Here is a 17,796-nt window from a genome sequence, read left to right as displayed (position 1 = left end):
ACGTTGAATCTATCGAAGTATTGAAGGATGCGGCGTCGGCATCAATTTATGGTACACGTGCTGCGGCCGGTGTTATCCTGGTAACCACCAAAAGAGGCAAAGCAGGAACCATATCTGTAAACTATTCAGGATATTATGCTACGCAAAGGCCTGCCAAAAAACTGGATATGTTAAATGCTTCCCAGTATGCAGATGTACGTAACCAATCATTTGCTGCTTCTCTTGCAAACGCGGGTAAACCTTTGCCTTATCCTGATGCTGTATCGTTAGGTGTTGGAACCGACTGGCAATCATTAATATTCAATAACAGTGCCCCTAAGCAAAATCATGAATTGAGTATTACAGGAGGTAACGAAAAATCTACCTTTTATACCTCCTTTGGTTATAACACCATTGATGGTATAGTAGCAACCCCGATCTCCAAATGGAATCGATTTAACGTACGTTTAAACTCAACCCATAAGATTAAAAAATGGCTTACATTCGGTGAAAATCTGGGTTACAGCCATTCTGTTTGGAGCGGAGTGGGACCAACTAACCGTGAATTTGGCGGTCCATTAAGCTCAGCTGTAAACCTTGATCCCATTACACCGGCCATAGTAACCGATCCGGCAGTTGCAGCATCTGCAGCTTATAATGATCCAAGAAGCGTTAGGGACGCTAACGGCAATCTTTACGGAATACCGGGCAATGGTTTCCAGGAAATGACCAACCCATTGGCTTATATCAAAACCCGCTTAGGAAACTATAACTGGGATCATAACATTATCGGTAATGCGTTTTTGGAATCTGAGCCGATAAAAGGCTTGCATTTACGTTCAACCATCGGAACCAAGCTTGCTTTTTATGGTAATGATGCCTTTACGCCGATTGCATTTTTCAGCACATCGCAAAGCAATGCACGTTCTACATTTTTCCGTGCCGAAAATTACAGTATCGCTTATAACCTTGAAAATACCGCTTCTTATAACAAGATTTTTGGAAAGCATGATATTACCTTGTTAGTTGGCCAGGGCTCGTATAAAGATGGCTACACCCGGGGAGTGAGTACAACTTTTTATGATGTACCTGCAACTGATTTTAACTCGGCCTCATTCAATTACAAACCTATTGCAGCAAACAGAACATCTGATGCCAGTGATGGTACCGATCATAAAGTGTTTTCGTTATTCTCGCGTTTGCAATACAACTACGACGAAAAATACCTGTTAACAGCCTTAGTAAGGCGTGATGGTTCATCCCGTTTCCCGGACAATAACAAATATGGTTACTTCCCCTCTGTAGGTTTGGGCTGGGTGCCAACAAGGGAGTCTTTTTTTCCTAAAAGCAATGTGATAAATACCTTGAAAATACGTGGTAGCTATGGTGTTACCGGTAATGATGCTTTTAACGCTGATGCTTTTTCATACCAATCACAAGTTCAATCAGGACGTAATTACCCGTTTGGAAGCAATGAAACTATTGTTGTTGGCTACAGCCCCGCAGCTATCGGCAACAAAGACTTGAGATGGGAGCAAACTACACAAATCGATGCAGGTTTCGACGCTACACTGTTTACTAACTTTACCTTATCAGCAGATTGGTATAAAAAGAAAACCACAGGTATCCTCCAGATCCCGACACTGCCCGGATATTTAGGTTATGCATCGCCGGTACAAAATGCCGCGGATATGCAGAACACGGGTTTTGAGATAGAATTAGGTTACCGTAACCGCATCGGAAAAGTTGATTTCGGCATTAATGGTAACGTTTCTTTCGTGAAAAACAAAGTAACTAAATTACTGCCGGGTATACTATTTAACGAGGATTTTGCCGGATCATTCCAAACTTTAGGAAACATTACCCGTACCGCGCTTGGCGGTGCTTATAACCAGTTTTACGGTTACAAAAACCTGGGTTTATTTCAATCACAGGCCGAAATTGATAACTACAAGGCTCCGGATGGTACCGTGCTGCAGCCAACTGCTAAGCCTGGTGATATTAAATTTGCCAACCTGAATGGCGATAATCAGATCAATGAGAACGACCGTACTTTTATTGGCAATCCACTGCCCAAAGTAAACTACGGTATTACTGTAAACGTCGGTTATGCCGGGTTTGATCTGGTAGCCTTTGGTAGTGGTGCCGGTGGTAACCAAATATTCCAGGGCTTAAGGCGCCTGGATATCCCTGTGGCCAACTATCAAACCAAAATATTAAATGCCTGGACACCAACCAACACAAATACCAGCATCCCAAGATTAGTTGATGGTGATCCCAATAAAAATTATTCAAGATTTTCTTCAGTGTATTTAGAGAGCGGCAACTACTTCAGGTTAAGAACCTTGCAATTGGGTTATACTATTGATCAATCAGTAGTTAAGCGTATAGGTTTACAAAAACTGCGTGTGTATGTACTTGCAGAAAACTTGTTTACTATAACCAAATATTCAGGTTATGATCCGGAGCTGGGTATCAGTAATGATGCTGGTGGCGGCGGCGCGTTCAGTATCGACCGTGGTTTTTATCCTCAGGCACGCTCATTCATGGTAGGTTTACAAGTCACACTATAATTATATAAGGTAATGAAAAAGAAAATAATATACGGAGCCTTATTAGTGCTTACAGCGCAGGGGCTTTACTCTTGCAAAAAATATTTACAGGTAAATCCGCAGCAGCGTATCCTGGTTGATGATTATTATAAAACACCGGTAGATGCCTTTGCGGCATTAACCTCCATATATGACCGTTTTGGCTCGCAGGATGGCGGATTATATGATAAAATGGCCGTAATGGACGTTGCGTCAGATGACCAGGTGGCAGGCGGCGGCGGTCCGTCAGATATCAATGCCTTGCAGGTAATATCTAACTACACACTAACACCTTTGGTTGGTCCTCAAGGTTCACTGTGGAATAAAGGCTATGCAGGTATATACCGTTCAAATATATTTTTGGCTAAAATTGACGGCGTTTCGGGTTTAGATGCCGCGACTAAAAGCAGGTACATTGCCGAAGCAAAAGCGCTGCGTGCCATCTTTTATTTTGACCTGGTTCGTTTATTTAAAAATATACCCATCATAACCAAGCAGTTAGAACTTAACGAGGTTTACACACCGGTACAGGCTCCTCCTGAAGATGTTTATAAATTGATTGAACAGGATCTGACAGATGCTATCCCATCTTTGCCTGCTACAGTTCCTACTGCTACTGAAGGTGGCCGGGTTACTAAAGGCGCAGCACAGGCGGAGTTAGGAAAGGTTTATTTATGGCAGAAAAAATATCAACAGGCTGCAGAGCAGTTAGCTATAGTAAACGGGCCAACACCGGGTCAGGCCAACCCAACTTACGGGTACAAACTGTTAGCCAACTTTGCCGATCTGTGGAAAGCTAAAAATAAGTTCAATACCGAATCGATATTGGAGATAGTACATACCAGTACCTCAAATGGGGGGTGGGCCGATGCCGGAGCTTCTGAAGGTAACTTGAATAATATCACTACAGGGCCGCGAAGCTATAAAACTCTGACAGCGACTGCACCTGATTACTACACAGGTTATAGCTTTTTAGTATTTTCAAAAGAGTTTTTTGATTTCATTCATTTCGATCCAAGAAACGCAGCCACGGTAGCTAATCTGGATAGCTTACAAACCAATAAGATAGCTACATACAGCCCTGGTTATAACAACACAGGCTACTTTTTGGGCAAATTTATCGGTCGCCAGTCAGACAAGGCAGCTACCGGAACAATCGAGCTAAATTTTCCTCAGGATATTTATGAGATACGTTTGGCAGATACCTATCTGTTGGAAGCGGAAGCATTGCTAAGCTCAGGAGCTAATGTAGGTGTCGGCAGCAGGGCTTATAATTTATTAGCAGCAGTAAGGGCACGTGTAGGCTTAGGCCCGGTTGATGTGACCCTTGATAACCTGATCAAAGAAAGACGTCTGGAGCTTGCCGGTGAAGGCCACAGATGGCTTGACCTGGTACGCTGGGGTAAGGCGGCAGATGTACTGAAATTTAAAGGCTTTATAGCTGGTAGAAATGAAGTATTCCCGATACCTCAAAATGAATTGAATAATACCAAAATTTTGCAAAACAAGGAGTGGGGTGGTACTAAATAAAGTATTGCTATAATATTGTTTGATTTAAGCGTCAAAGAGCGGTTTAGGCCGCTTTTTGACGCTTTATACTTTATGGGGCTGAGGTAATTATTTACTTTTCAAAAAGCCCATGTCTTTTAGCCAAAGTTCTGTTTGATGAGGCCACTCGGTATAAGTGCCTTGGTTGGTTGCCCTGATGCCAAACCCGTGCCCAACATTGGCATATATATGTAATTCGGCAGGTATACCGGCTTGTTTATATTTCAGATATAATTGAGCTACACCTTCTGAGATATCGGCTCTGTCCTTAAATCCGCCGGCTATAAAAACGGGAGGTGAGTTTTTGGATACCTCGAGCCTTGATATGTTACCGGGATAGATCAGCGCTTGAAAGTTTGGCCGGTCATCTTCCTGGTCAATAGGGTCTTTAGCATTGGGATCGGCTTTTGAAAATTGCATGGCAGCCAAAGCGGCAAGTTCGCCACCGGCCGAAAACCCCATAACACCTATTTTGGCGGTATCAATATTCCACTCCTTAGCCCGGCTGCGTATTAATCTGATAGCTCGCTGAATATCGGCTACCTCATCCTTATCAACGGTATAGGTTGAGTTTGCTTCGCGGGCTAATCGATATTTAAGCACAAACGCATTAATGCCATGTTCCTGAAACCATTTTGCCGGACTATAACCTTCATGGCTTATCCATAATTCGCTATGGCCACCACCCGGAGCAACAATAATGGCTGTGCCTGTATTTTTATCTGCTGCGGGTAAATAGGGTATAATGGCAGGCTTATTTACATGGGTAACAACATGGTCACCTTCTTCGGTGATCCTTAAATTTTCATCACCGGTTTTGCCTTCCGATCCGGGTGCACCGTTTGGCCATAGTAAAATTTCTTTAGGCTCTGCCCCGGGAAGCATAGAGCATAATAATAAGCACACCGAAAACGCCAGTAACAATCGAGTTTTTTTCATCAGCTATAAATTATAGGTTATAGCCTAACTGCTTATTTTATAAAGCACGGCTAATTATATTGGTTAATTAAAAGCTAAGTAACCAATATTTAATAAGATGTATTTGTGCTGTTGATTCTGATTTTAGTGCTTTTAGTTATTTAGGTAGTTGGTATAGGCTTCTTTAAAAAGGATAAACGTTTTTTGAAGTGCACCCCAATCCTGTTTCTGAATAATATCTGCCGGAAAAAGATGGCTGCCAAGACCCACACCTTTGGCACCTGCGGATAGGTAAGAGGTAAGGTTATTTAATCCGATACCGCCGGTTGGTAAAAGTTTAAGATAATTTAAGGGGGCCAATACTTCTTTAATATAATTAGGCCCCAATGATGTTGCAGGAAATACTTTTACCATAGCTGCCCCCAAGTGCCATGCCTTATATATTTCAGATGGGGTATAAGCTCCCGGGAAAATAGGTACCTTTTCTGCAACACACGCTTTTATAACTTCTTTATTGATAATGGGGGTAACTATAAACTGAGCATTGGCTTTCAACGCCTTTTCCAGATCATGCATGTCGCAAACAGTGCCTGCGCCAATGTTTAATTTACCGGCATAGCTTTTTGTAAGCATGGCAATATTGTCAGCAGCGCCTGCAGAGTTCATGGTAATTTCCATACAGGTTAAACCGGCTTGCAAATAGTTTTCTGCAATTATTGCGGTATGTTCTGCCGGTAAATTACGCATGATACCAATTAGTGGAACGGCTTCAAAAAGCTCTGCGGAAAACTTATTTTTCATATGAATTATTAATTTGACTATATATTGTATGATGTGCCCTGATCACCGCTTCATCAACCCACTGCGGTAAATAGGTTTTTATTTGTTTAGAGAGTTTTAGCTCTTCAAAAGCTGTGCGGTAATATTTTTCCAGTCCTGTACCGCAAATTAAATGGATTGTTTCTGCATTAGATATTATTAGCTCTTTCAATTCCGTGCCAATTAATAAGCCACTCAGGTAGGTGAAATTTTGTTTTTTGTTGTAGATGTCAAATAAGCTGTTTGTGCGTACCCTAAAAGCCCCGTTAAGCAGGTTTGAATTAATGGAATCATTAACGCCCTGCTTAAAGCTTGTTAAACAATCAGGATCGTCCAGTGTGCTTTCTTTTTCGACTGAATTATGAAGAATACTTTTTTGCGATAGAAGCTCAAAAAAATCACCCGTCATATACGTTTTGAAGCTGGTAATGGTGTTATCACTTACATAAATATGTTTGGAATGGGTACCCGGAAATATAAACAGCTGTGGTTTGCTGCTATCTTCAATAGCCTCCATACATCCAATTAGTTGAGATTCTTCGCCACGCATAACATCAATCATAGTTTTAACACCAGAAATCAGGATAACCTCATGGTCAAAGTCTTCCTGCACGGGTAGCTGGGTCATGTTAAATCCAGCGCCTGATAAGGCAAAAGGTAATTCGCTATAAGGCAACTCTATAATCCCTATTGTTGATGAAGCCATACCCGAGATAAATAGTTTTACCCAGCTTAGAGATGTATTTAGTTTACGCTCCATATTCCGGATATGATCCTGCAAAACATCAAGGTAAAATGACACGCGGGAGTTTTTGTTAGCGCTGTCAGTCGCGTTCCATAGCGCAAAGGTTTTGGCTATCCCGAGGTCGGATTTTTCATGAGCTATAATGCTTCCATCATAGCCATTGACAAGATTTAACCTTAGGGTACTTGTGCCCCAGTCGCAGCTTAAAAAAACGTTCATGATTGTGAAGCTACTAAAGAATTTGTTTGCTTAACACTGCCAACCAAAAATATATAAGATAATGCGCCTATAAAGGCCAGCGAGCTGATGAATATCAGTGCAGGTTTAAAGTTTCCGCCACCGGCCAATAAGCCAATAAACAGCGGGACAATAATTGATGATAAACCGCCAATAAAATTGAATACGCCACCGGTAACACCTATTAAGTTGGGGGGTGCTAACGCCGAAACAAAGACCCAGGTAATAGAAGCAAGGCCGTTACCAAAAAAGGCCACCGACATGAAAAGTATAATCAGCGGAGTACTACTTACATAATTGGCACCTACAATAACCATTGATAAAAGTAAGCCCGCTATAATTGGCGTTTTACGGGCTACACCAAATGAATATCCTTTTTTGATGAGATGATCAGAAAAGAAACCGGCTAAAAGCACTCCGGCAAACGCTGCAAGGAATGGTATAGATGTCAGAAATCCTGTTTTTAAAAAATTTAAGCCCCGGTATTTTATAAGATAAGTAGGAAACCAGGTTAAAAAGAACCAGAGGGTTGAGGTTACAGCAAACTGGCCAATATAAATCCCCCATAATTTTCGGTGCATAAATACCTGTTTAAATGATGTCCAGGTTAGCCGTGGTTTGGCTATAGCATTTTTTGTACCGGCGGTGCTCTCGGCTATATAATCAAGTTCCAACTGGTTAACCTGCGGATGTTCTGTTGGGTCACGATAAAGATAGTACCATATTATTCCCCATAAAACGCCTACGGCGCCGGTGATTACAAACAGGCCGCGCCACCCAAAATATTGCTGTACAATAGCCAGCAGGGGTGTTAAAAATGCCAGACCTATAAATTGGCCGCTGGTATAAAAAGCAATGGCTGATGCTCTTTCATTGTTTGGAAACCAGTTGGTAACAATGCGGTTATTAATAGGGTATGAGGGCGCCTCAAACACGCCAATGGCTAAACGCAGGCCAAATAACGCCGCAAATCCTTTTATAAAGCCCTGGCAAAGCGTTACTACCGACCATGATATTAAAGTAATGCTATACAACAAGCGAGGCCCAAATCTGTCTATCAATATGCCTCCCGGAATTTGAGAGGCAACATACGTCCAGCCGAATGCGGAGAATACCAAACCCAACTGGAAATTGTTCAGGTTTAATTCACCGCTAATTGACGATGCCGCAACCGCGATATTGGTCCTGTCCATGTAGTTGATCACCACATTGATAAACAGGAATGCTAAAATTTGAAATCGTACCCTTGTTGGTTTACTTTGGAAGCTGGTCTTATCCATTGTGTAATTTAAACCTATTTACCATTCAGCAACGCTGCCATCTTCATGGCGCCAAAGCGGGTTTGTCCAGTTATGGCCAATTGCAGCCATTTTACGTACATGTTCTTCATTTATTTCTATGCCCAAACCTGGTCCGTTGGGTATGTTAACAAAGCCATCCTCGTATTTGAATACACTCCGGTCAGTTATGTAATCTAATATATCGCTGCCCTGGTTGTAATGTATTCCCAGGCTTTGTTCTTGTATAAAGGCATTATGGCAGGTAGCATCAACCTGCAGGCAGGCTGCCAGGGCGATAGGCCCTAAGGGGCAATGCGGTGCGGCAGCAACATCAAATGCCTCGGCCATTGACATTATTTTTTTGCACTCTGTAATACCGCCGGCATGCGACAAATCGGGTTGAATAATATCTACATAACCATCTTTTAGCAGGTTCTTAAAATGCCACTTTGAAAACATTCGTTCGCCACAAGCGATGGGAATGGAAGTATGCTGGGCAATTTCGCGTAACACCTCGTTGTTTTCAGGCAGAGCAGGTTCTTCAATAAACATGGGGCGGTATTGCTCCAGTTCTTTCGCCAAGAATTTAGCCATTGGCTTATGAACTCGACCGTGAAAATCTATACCAATACCAACGCTACCGCCAACAGCCTCACGTACCGCGGCAATACGAGCTACTGACTGATCAATTTTATCGTATGAATCAACATATTGTAACTCTTCGGTGGCATTCATTTTAACGGCTGTAAAACCAGCTTCAATCATTTCTTTTGCCGCACGACCAACATCTGCCGGGCGGTCGCCACCGATCCAGGAGTACACCTTGATCTTTTCACGTGCCTTACCGCCAATTAACTGATGAATTGGAGCATCGTAATATTTGCCTTTAATATCCCACAGTGCCTGGTCAATACCGGCAATAGCGCTCATTAATATAGGGCCGCCGCGATAAAACCCGCCCCGGTACATCACATTCCAATGGTCTTCAATATTCATCGGGTCTTTCCCAATTATATAGTTCATTAATTCGGTAACGGCTGTTTTAACGGTAGCTGCCTTACCTTCAATTATAGGTTCGCCCCAGCCAGTTATACCTTCGTCTGTTTCAATTTTCAAAAACAACCAACGGGGAGGAACTTCAAATAGTTCAAAGCTTTTTATTTTCAATGTGTAGTATTTAGTTATAAACGGTTTTACGGAATGCAATGTAAAAATTATACATCGCATATTTGTATGGCTTTTTTCAATGAGGCCATCTTATCTGGATTTGTCGGAAGAAACTCCTGTGCTACAAAGCCTTTATATCCCGTTGCTAAAATTGCCTGCATGATGGCCGGGTAGTATAGCTCCTGGGTATCGTCTATTTCGTTTCTGCCTGGTACACCACCGGTATGGTAATGGGTAATGTACTGATGATTATCCCTGATGGTTCTGATCACATCTCCCTCATCAATTTGCATGTGGTAAATATCATATAACAGTTTGAAGTTTTCTGAACCAACTCTTTTGGCCAGTTCTACACCCCAACTTGTTTTATCGCATTGATTGTCCTTATGGTTTATTTTACTGTTGAGCAGTTCCATCACCAATATCACCTGGTGTTTTTCGGCAAGGGCCATTAATTTTTTTAATCCTTCCGCACAATTGTTCCATCCGGTTTCATCATCTTTCCCTCTTCGGTTGCCGCTGAAACAAATCAGGTTTTTATAGCCGGCTTTAGCTACCAGTGGTATCATTTCCGAATAATTTTTGATCAGGGTGTCGTGGAAAGCTTTGTCGTTAAAACCATCAACAAGATTTATCTCGGCACCATTACACATGGCCGAATAAAGCCCGTATTGCTGTAGCACAGGCCATTCTTTTGGGCCTACAAGATCAATGGCCTTAATACCCATATTTTTTGATGCGGCGCAAAGTTGCTCCAACGGAATATCAGCATAACACCAACGGCATACCGAATGATTGATATTACCTTTTAATAGACTGCTTTCGGATATATTTGCCGATGCTAATGCGAAGGATGATAATGTACCGGATGCCCCGATAGCCGCAGTACCGGCAAGCATGCTTTTAATAGCTGAACGACGATTTTGCTTCATGGCCATATTTAATATTCTTTTTGATTTAATTGATATGCAAGGCTGCATACCTCAGTTATATTATAATTGGATTGCTTAGCAAAGAACCGCCAAAAGGATCTTGGGGCTTAGTTCAGTTGTGCTTATTTTTAGTGCGATTGGTTTTATTATTGGAGCGATCAATTTACGCTTTTGTTAACTGTAAACAACTGAGTATCCATCATGGATTGCTGATAAGATAAAAGAAAATTATGTTAATTTATTGATTGTTAAATTGTTGTATTGTTGGTTGGCTTTAGTAAATGGCATATTACGGAAACAAATATTAGCCTAAGCATGCTCAGCCAGTGATTTTTATTGCTGCTTAGTTGCTTGTGGCCCGTCTCCCTGCCTCAAAATTCAATATGGTGTTTCTCTATATTTATGCCAAACAAAAGCCCGTTGCTTTGGCTTTGAACCACCTGAATTATTAATCATATGAAATTTTTATCAACGCTTATTTTCCTTATCTGGACGGTTTTTATCTCAAACACTATTCCTCCTCACCATACCAAAGCCGATGCTCCGGTTACCGGAAAATCATGGAATTTGCCTTTGCCCGGGAAAGCATTTATAGCTATGGGGTGGATACCCCCTGGCAAGTTTGTAATGGGGAGTTCCAGCGAAGAACAAGGACATAAAGCTGACGAAGTACCGCAAGCTACCGTTACCTTAACAAGGGGTTATTGGTTGGGTACAACGGAAATTACCATAGGACAATGGAAGGCTGTAACCGGAATGAATGTGCGCGATAAAGCAAATAAGTTATTGAGCGATACTACGCTGTATGATTTTATGGGTAAAAAGAAGACCATTAGTGATTTTATGGGCTTTGATAAAAACGATCCTGATAAGATATTGGCAAATGAAAACGATGAGTTGCCCATGTACTTTGTAAGCTGGAATGAAGCTATGGATTTTTGCCGTAAACTGACCAAACAGGAGCGTGCTGCTGGCCGCTTACCCAAAGGATATGAATATAGCCTGCCAACGGAGGCACAATGGGAGTATGCTTGCCGGGCTGGCAGTACCGGTCCTGTTTATGATCAGTTGACTACCGATCAGGCTGCATGGTACGGAGCCAATAGTTACAAGGGCTATGAGGGTAAGGGTTTTGGCAAACCATTGAACGGATCAAGAAATGTTGGAGGAAAATTACCGAATAAATGGGGTATGTATGATATGCTGGGTAATTTATGGGAATGGTGTTATGATTGGTACGGGCCATACACAGGGGGTAACCTTACTGACCCAACCGGCCCCAAAACAGGTACATATCGCGTAAATAGGGGCGGAAGTTTTGGCAGCGGAGTTAATGATGAACGATCTGCTAATCGTGCTCAAAACCCACCTAATGAGGACAGTGCTTACCGAGGTTTTCGTATCGCACTTTGTGCTAAAAAATAGGATTAGTAAAAACCGGCATTAACTTTTTCTGCCGGTTTTTATTTCGTTCAAGAACTGGGATGGGGTTTTACCAAATTCCTTTTTGAAAGCTTTGGTAAAATATGATTGTGTTTGGATGCCTACACGGTACATGACATCGGTTAACAAAATGTCTTCGTGTGAAATGATGTAGGCAGCTTTTTTTAAACGGAAAGTTCTTACAAATTCGCCAATGGATAAGCCTGATACCTTTTTTATTTTATGATAAAGTTTTGTTTTGCTCATCCCCATTTCGCGGCATATGAATTCCACATCCAGATCCGAATTGCTTAGCTGAGATTCTATCAGGTGGATAAGTTGATCCATAAAATGCTGATCGTTTTGGGAATCGGCTGTTTCCTGCGCCTCAAAAAAGTAATTTTTGATATGCTTTTCTTTCAATGCCTCTCTCTGCTCAAAAATATTATTTATGGATAGCAGCAACAGGTTAATGCTTACCGGCTTAGGGAAATATAGGTCGGCACCTGATTTAACACCTTCTATTTTTGATTCCAATGCATCTTTGGCCGATAAAATAATAAAAGGTATTTGGCTGGTAGTTAAGCCGCTTTTTATTTTCTTGCAAAAATCCATTCCGTTCATATTAGGCATCATCAGATCACTAATGATCATATCTGGCAATTCTTCTTCTGCTTTTGCCAGGCCATCAACGCCGTCAACAGCTTCAATTACTTCATAAAATTCGTTTAAACTGTGGTATAAAAAATTGCGGAGTTCGTTATTATCATCAACTATCAGGATTTTATGTAAGTGTGTCTTATTTGCTGTTTCACCCTGATCAGTCGGCTCTTCATCTGTAGCTTTATACTCCGTTTGATACAAAGCAGCACTGATACTTTCCAGTTGTACGCCGCCATTATCAATGCTATGCATCCATGTTTCACGGGCGGTGTAATCGGCCCTGTCTACAGGGATACTGACTATAAAATCCGTACCCACATTTTTAGTGCTGTATGCAGAAATACTGCCTTTATGTATCAAGGTAAGGCTTTTTACAAACGCAAGGCCAACACCCGAACCCATATGCGCATCGGTAATTCGATAGTATCTCTCAAATAAATGTTGTATGGAGTCTTTGGATATCCCGATGCCGTTATCAGAAATACGGATAAAGACATATTTTCTCCCGTGGAAATTATTGGGCACCACCATTTGATGCTTATGCTGCGTTTCAAATTGTGTAGGGCTACTGTATAATTCAACCGTAATTTCACCACCAACGGTAGTATATTTATAGGCGTTATGAATCAGGTTAATGATTATTTTTTCAATGATCTGCCTGTCGAACCAGGTTTCACCAAGATCGCGCTGGATTAGTAATCGCAGGTTAATTTGTTTTTGCGAAGCAAGGCTTTTAAAATCCTCTGCAACTTCGGCTATAAATAAATTCAGGTTGCCTGGCATCACTTTCAATTTAAGTGAGCCAGTCTCTGCCTTCCTGAAATCCATTAATTCATTAATCAGCAAAAGCAGCCTGTTGGCGTTACGGTGTATAGTGTCGTAATATTGATGAAAAGTTGGCCGGGCATCTTCCTGCATCATTTTTTCAAGCGGGCCTAATATCAGGCTCAGCGGAGTCCTGAACTCGTGCGATATATTGGTGAAAAATTGCAACTGGATCTTGTGCATTTCCTCACGCTTGTTTTCTTCAATTTTCTGGAGATCAAGATTTTTTTTGAACCTCAGTAAATAATAGGAGATAGCGGAGCCAACTAAAAGAATCAATATCCTGAACCACCAGGTAGACCAAAATGGTGGCGATATAATTATGTTTATATAAGTTCCGCGCGTATTCCAAATACCATCGTTATTAGAAGCCTTTACATAGAAGGTATATTTGCCGGCATCTAAATTAGTATAATTGGCTTTCCTGTCTGATGTATAATGCCAGGTTTTATCAAATCCTGCCAGTTTATAGGCGTATTGATTGTTTTGAGATGCCGTGTAGTTTAGCACAGCAAAATCAAAAGACAGAGTTGATTGCTTATGATCAAGTTTAACTTCATGTGTTAAGCTGATATCATTTTGTAAAGGCGAATCTTTTTGACCAGGTACAATGTTTTGGTTGAATATTTGTAAACCCGTAATATAAACAGGCGCTACAAACTGATTCACTTTAATGTTTTTGGGATAAAATCGGTTAAAGCCGTTTGTGCCGCCAAAATACATCTCACCATCAGGGGTTTTCATGTAGGCACCGGCTTCAAATTCTAAGCCTTGTAAACCATCGGCTATATTATATTTTTTGAGTGCATTTGTAGTTGGATTCAGTTTGGTAAGCCCGTTTGAGGTGCTGATCCATAGATTACCTTGCTCATCCTCTGTTATTCCTTTTATAAATTCTGTAGCAAGGCCACCATTCTGCGTGTACAAATCAAATTTTCCTTCAGCCTTATTAAACAGATACAAGCCAGTTTGCCCAATCCAAACCCGGCCTTTACTATCGGTAAATATGACACGTATATCGGGTGTTTTTTCGCCGTTAACAAAGTAGTGGGTAAATGTTTTTTTAAGCAGGCTGTAACAGTTCAATCCTCCGTCATCTGTGCCTATCCACAAATTTTTGTCGTTATCTTCATTTAATGAAATGATGTTATTGCCATAAAGGCTTGTTGTTTGATGCAGGTCGCTGGTAACGCGTTTAAATAAATGCGTTTTGGTATCAAAAAGGTTTAATCCACCATAGTAGGTAGCCACCCAAAAGTTTCCTTCCGTATCCTCAAGCGTAGTTTGCACATAGTTTGAACTGATAGAGTTACTATTGGCAGGGTTATTAGTAAAATGGGTAAACGTTTTGCTTTCCCTGTTCATTAAGTTTAGGCCGCCACCCCAGGTACCTATCCATAAATTGTTGTGCTTATCCTCGTTGATGCTTAATATAGCGTCTGAGCTAATGCTATTGCTATTGTACGCATTGTATTTATAGTGTGTAAAAGTATTAATAATTGTGTTGTACAGGTTTAAGCCGCCGCCATCTGTGCCAACCCATATATTGTTCCGGTGATCGCTGTAAAAGGATTTAACATCATTGTAACTAAGACTGTTGGCAGATGATTCTTCCTGCAATAGTTGAAACTTATCGGCCAGGGGTGCATAAAAATTAATACCTGCCCGATGGGTACCAATCCACAGGTTATTTTGATTATCCTCAAACATGGAGGATATGGTTTTTTGCGAGATACTGAGCGGGTTGCCAGGTTCGTTCTGGGCATGGGCAAATGAACTGTTTGATACATTAAAGAGATCCAGGCTGCCGTTAATACCGCCCACCCAAACATTGCCCTTATTATCAATAAGTAAGCTTCTGATTAAATCGGTGCTTATACTTGTATTATTTTTATCATCATGTAAAAATTGCTTAGCGCTGCGTGCTGCCATGTTTAATCTGATTAGGCCTTTGTTTAATGTGCCCAGCCATATATTGCCCTGTTTATCCTCTTGTACCCTTAAGGTTGAATAATCAATAGTAAAAGCCGTATTGCCATTAATATTAAACCGGGTTTGCAGCTGCCCATTATCACGGTTAAGCAGGCTTACACCTTTATCTGTAGCTAACCAAAAGTTATTCTTACTATCTTCAAATAAGTGGTTAACCTCAATCGTATCTAAATTAATTGATTGTTTTCCAGGTTGCTCAAAGTGTTTAAACTGGTTGCTGCTAAAATCAAATCTGCTTAACCCGCCGCCGTTGGTGCCCACCCACAAGGTGCCTCTTTTGTCAGTATACAGACAGTTGATATCATTGCCTGAAATACTTTCTTTGTTCAGCGGGTTATGTTTATATCGTTCAAAAGTGTTTTTATAGGGATTAAATCGGTTTAAACCATTTGTCGTACCTATCCAAAGGTTATGGTAAGCATCTTCATAAATGCATTTAATAAAGTTATTACTGATACTCTTAGGATCGTTTGGTTGATTTTTAAACACTTTAACCTGGTATCCGTCATACCGGTTTAATCCATCACGTGTTCCAAACCACATATATCCCTTACTGTCCTGGTATATGGTTTCAATAGTACTGTTGGAGATTCCCTGACTAATGTTAATATGCGTGAATTTGAAATGAAGTATTTGCGCAAGGGTTGCTTTAGCGCTAATGATTGTAAAAATCATAGCGATACAGGTACACCTTACCCAATACCAATTAAATTGCCGCCCACGGCTGCGATAAAAGTACCCAGACAACATAGTGTTCGATTGGTTTATAACAATGGTTTAAGAAATCAGAGATTTTGAATAAAGTTATATATAAATCAACAACAAAGATGCGCCCGCATTCATTACGCCCCACAAATAACTGTTTGAACAAAATATTTGATGGATTGAACAAATCAAATAATCTAAATAGTCATTCATTTGCCTAACCAATTAATTGTTTGTTTTACATTTTTTGTTTGATGCTAAAGGTGTACCAACCAATTGATCCGATTGAATTCCAATTCAATAAGCCTAATTAATTAATAAACCAATTAACCCAGTATTATGCAACATTTTACTTTTTTATTAAAAAAGAGCTGGCCTTTATTACTTCTTTTCCAGCTATTTATTTTTTCAGCAGCCCAGGCACAGCAGGCGACCGTTTCGGGTACGGTTACCTCAACAACCGGCGAGCCACTCATAGGAGTATCGGTATTGTTAAAAGGAACATCAATAGGCGCCCAAACAGATGTTAAGGGTAATTATTCGTTAAAAACTACCAATACTAAAGGCACACTTGTTTTTACTTATATCGGTTTTAATACCAGAGAAGAAAACATAGATGGCCGAAATAAAATCAATATACAGCTTACTGACAATTCAAAATCATTGAATGAGGTAGTTGTATTGGGATATGGTACTTCCAACAAAAAGGATGTTACAGGATCGGTGGTTTCTGTAAAAACAAGTGATCTGCCCCAGGTTGCTGTAACCTCTGTTAATAACATGCTACAGGGACAAGCCGCCGGTTTAACTTTGGGTACACGCAGCGCGCAGCCGGGTGGCGGTTTAACCGTTAGCATCCGTGGTTCGCTTTCACCCAATGGAGATAACTCGCCCTTATACGTAATTGATGGTGTTCCTATTACCAGCAATGCATCGGCAGTGCCCTCTATCAACGATAAAGATCTTGGTTTTTATGGTGGTGTAGATCAGGATCCGCTGAGCAGCATCAATCCATCGGATATTCAAAGTGTTGACGTGTTGAAAGATGCGAGCGCCACGGCTATTTATGGAGCTGCCGCTGCCAACGGTGTAATATTAGTCACCACTAAACGAGGCAAGGCGGGCAAAGCGGTAGTATCATACAGTGGAAGTTATACTATACAAAACCCTAAAAAATATTTCGACCTATTGGATGCAACGGGTTTTGAAACTCAGCAGGTAAGGTTAGCGAAGGATAAGTATTTATATGATAACAGCCTTGCACCTTATGGCAATACCTCACCATCAACAGTTGCTCCCTTTACTCCATTGTTTACTCAGGATCAGATAAATAATGCTGGCAGGGGTACAGATTGGCTCGGGCTGATCATGAGAAACGGTTCTGTTAATGAGCAAAATATTTCAGTATCCGGCGGTACCGATAAAACTAAAATATTTACCTCATTTAACTATTATGATAATACCGCGATACTTGAAAACTCCAATTTTAAGCGGTATTCAGGCAGGGTAAATATCGATCAGCAATTGGGTGATAGGGTGAAATTTTCATTGAACTTAACCTTCAGCCAAATAAACAGCAGCAATGTAGCAACAGGTAGCAATAGCGGCGGTGCCGAAAAATACAATGAGTTACAATCCGCTTATACATTTGCCCCTAATATTGGCATTTATAATCCGGATGGCACCTACACTAAAAGTTACGACAACCTGATCACGAATCCGGCTGCCTTTTTTATCATCCAAAATCAAACCACAACAAACCGTTTTATAGCATCACCAAACATAGAGGTTAAAGTAACCGATGATTTAAAGTGGAATACCATAGTAGGGGTTGATAAGCAAACTGGCGAGCTGAATTTTTATTTGCCCGCAAAAGCGCAAAACTATCAACTGCCAGACGGTATGGCCCAGTTAGCAACTAACCATATAGAAAATTATAGTGCGGAATCATACCTTACCTATACCAAGAAAAT

Annotated in this window: 11 protein-coding genes; 4 read left to right on the top strand and 7 right to left on the bottom strand. The window is 41.0% G+C overall.

The genetic code is table 11. The features are described from left to right. A partial coding sequence (locus tag AAGC65_RS18750) for a SusC/RagA family TonB-linked outer membrane protein (protein ID WP_343113997.1) occupies positions 1-2,552 on the top strand: 2,552 nt, incomplete at its 5' end. Between the two features lie 12 nt (positions 2,553-2,564). Next, positions 2,565-4,100 carry a RagB/SusD family nutrient uptake outer membrane protein gene (locus AAGC65_RS18745; RefSeq protein ID WP_343113996.1) on the top strand — a complete coding sequence of 512 codons (1,536 nt, stop codon included), beginning with the start codon at positions 2,565-2,567 and terminating at the stop codon, positions 4,098-4,100. Positions 4,101-4,187: 87 nt separating this feature from the next. On the opposite strand, the gene AAGC65_RS18740 is transcribed toward AAGC65_RS18745, so the two are convergent. The 6 genes from AAGC65_RS18740 to AAGC65_RS18715 all read right to left on the bottom strand — a co-directional run bounded on the left by AAGC65_RS18740 (position 4,188) and on the right by AAGC65_RS18715 (position 10,222). Further along, positions 4,188-5,057 carry an alpha/beta hydrolase gene (locus AAGC65_RS18740; RefSeq protein ID WP_343113995.1) on the bottom strand — a complete coding sequence of 290 codons (870 nt, stop codon included), beginning with the start codon at positions 5,055-5,057 and terminating at the stop codon, positions 4,188-4,190. A gap of 132 nt (positions 5,058-5,189) precedes the next feature. Next, positions 5,190-5,837, bottom strand: a complete 648-nt coding sequence (locus AAGC65_RS18735) for a bifunctional 4-hydroxy-2-oxoglutarate aldolase/2-dehydro-3-deoxy-phosphogluconate aldolase (RefSeq protein ID WP_343113994.1) — start codon at positions 5,835-5,837, stop codon at positions 5,190-5,192. Then, positions 5,827-6,819, bottom strand: a complete 993-nt coding sequence (locus tag AAGC65_RS18730; protein WP_343113993.1) for a 2-dehydro-3-deoxygalactonokinase — start codon at positions 6,817-6,819, stop codon at positions 5,827-5,829. Before AAGC65_RS18730 ends, AAGC65_RS18735 begins: the two co-directional genes overlap by 11 nt. Next, a complete protein-coding gene (locus AAGC65_RS18725) occupies positions 6,816-8,117 on the bottom strand; it encodes an MFS transporter (protein WP_343113992.1) in 1,302 nt (433 codons plus the stop codon). Before AAGC65_RS18725 ends, AAGC65_RS18730 begins: the two co-directional genes overlap by 4 nt. Before the next feature lie 18 nt (positions 8,118-8,135). Further along, a complete protein-coding gene (dgoD, locus tag AAGC65_RS18720; protein ID WP_343113991.1) occupies positions 8,136-9,284 on the bottom strand; it encodes a galactonate dehydratase in 1,149 nt (382 codons plus the stop codon). Positions 9,285-9,331: 47 nt separating this feature from the next. After that, positions 9,332-10,222 (bottom strand): TIM barrel protein, encoded by an 891-nt coding sequence (locus AAGC65_RS18715; protein WP_343113990.1) that lies wholly within the window; start codon positions 10,220-10,222, stop codon positions 9,332-9,334. Positions 10,223-10,672: 450 nt separating this feature from the next. Between AAGC65_RS18715 and AAGC65_RS18710 the strand changes: the two genes are divergently transcribed. Then, complete coding sequence (locus tag AAGC65_RS18710; RefSeq protein ID WP_343113989.1) at positions 10,673-11,641, top strand: formylglycine-generating enzyme family protein; 969 nt, start codon at positions 10,673-10,675, stop codon at positions 11,639-11,641. A gap of 18 nt (positions 11,642-11,659) precedes the next feature. Here AAGC65_RS18710 and AAGC65_RS18705 read toward each other — a convergent pair whose 3' ends face one another. Then, complete coding sequence (locus AAGC65_RS18705; protein ID WP_343113988.1) at positions 11,660-15,793, bottom strand: two-component regulator propeller domain-containing protein; 4,134 nt, start codon at positions 15,791-15,793, stop codon at positions 11,660-11,662. Positions 15,794-16,162: 369 nt separating this feature from the next. On the opposite strand from AAGC65_RS18705, the gene AAGC65_RS18700 reads away from it, so the two are divergent. After that, positions 16,163-17,796 (top strand): SusC/RagA family TonB-linked outer membrane protein (locus AAGC65_RS18700; protein ID WP_343113987.1); only part of this gene is annotated, 1,634 nt, incomplete at its 3' end.

The sequence above is a fragment of the Mucilaginibacter sp. genome, from assembly GCF_039207105.1.
Classification (GTDB): Bacteria; Bacteroidota; Bacteroidia; order Sphingobacteriales; family Sphingobacteriaceae; genus Mucilaginibacter.
This window is presented reverse-complemented; position numbering and strand designations above follow the sequence as displayed.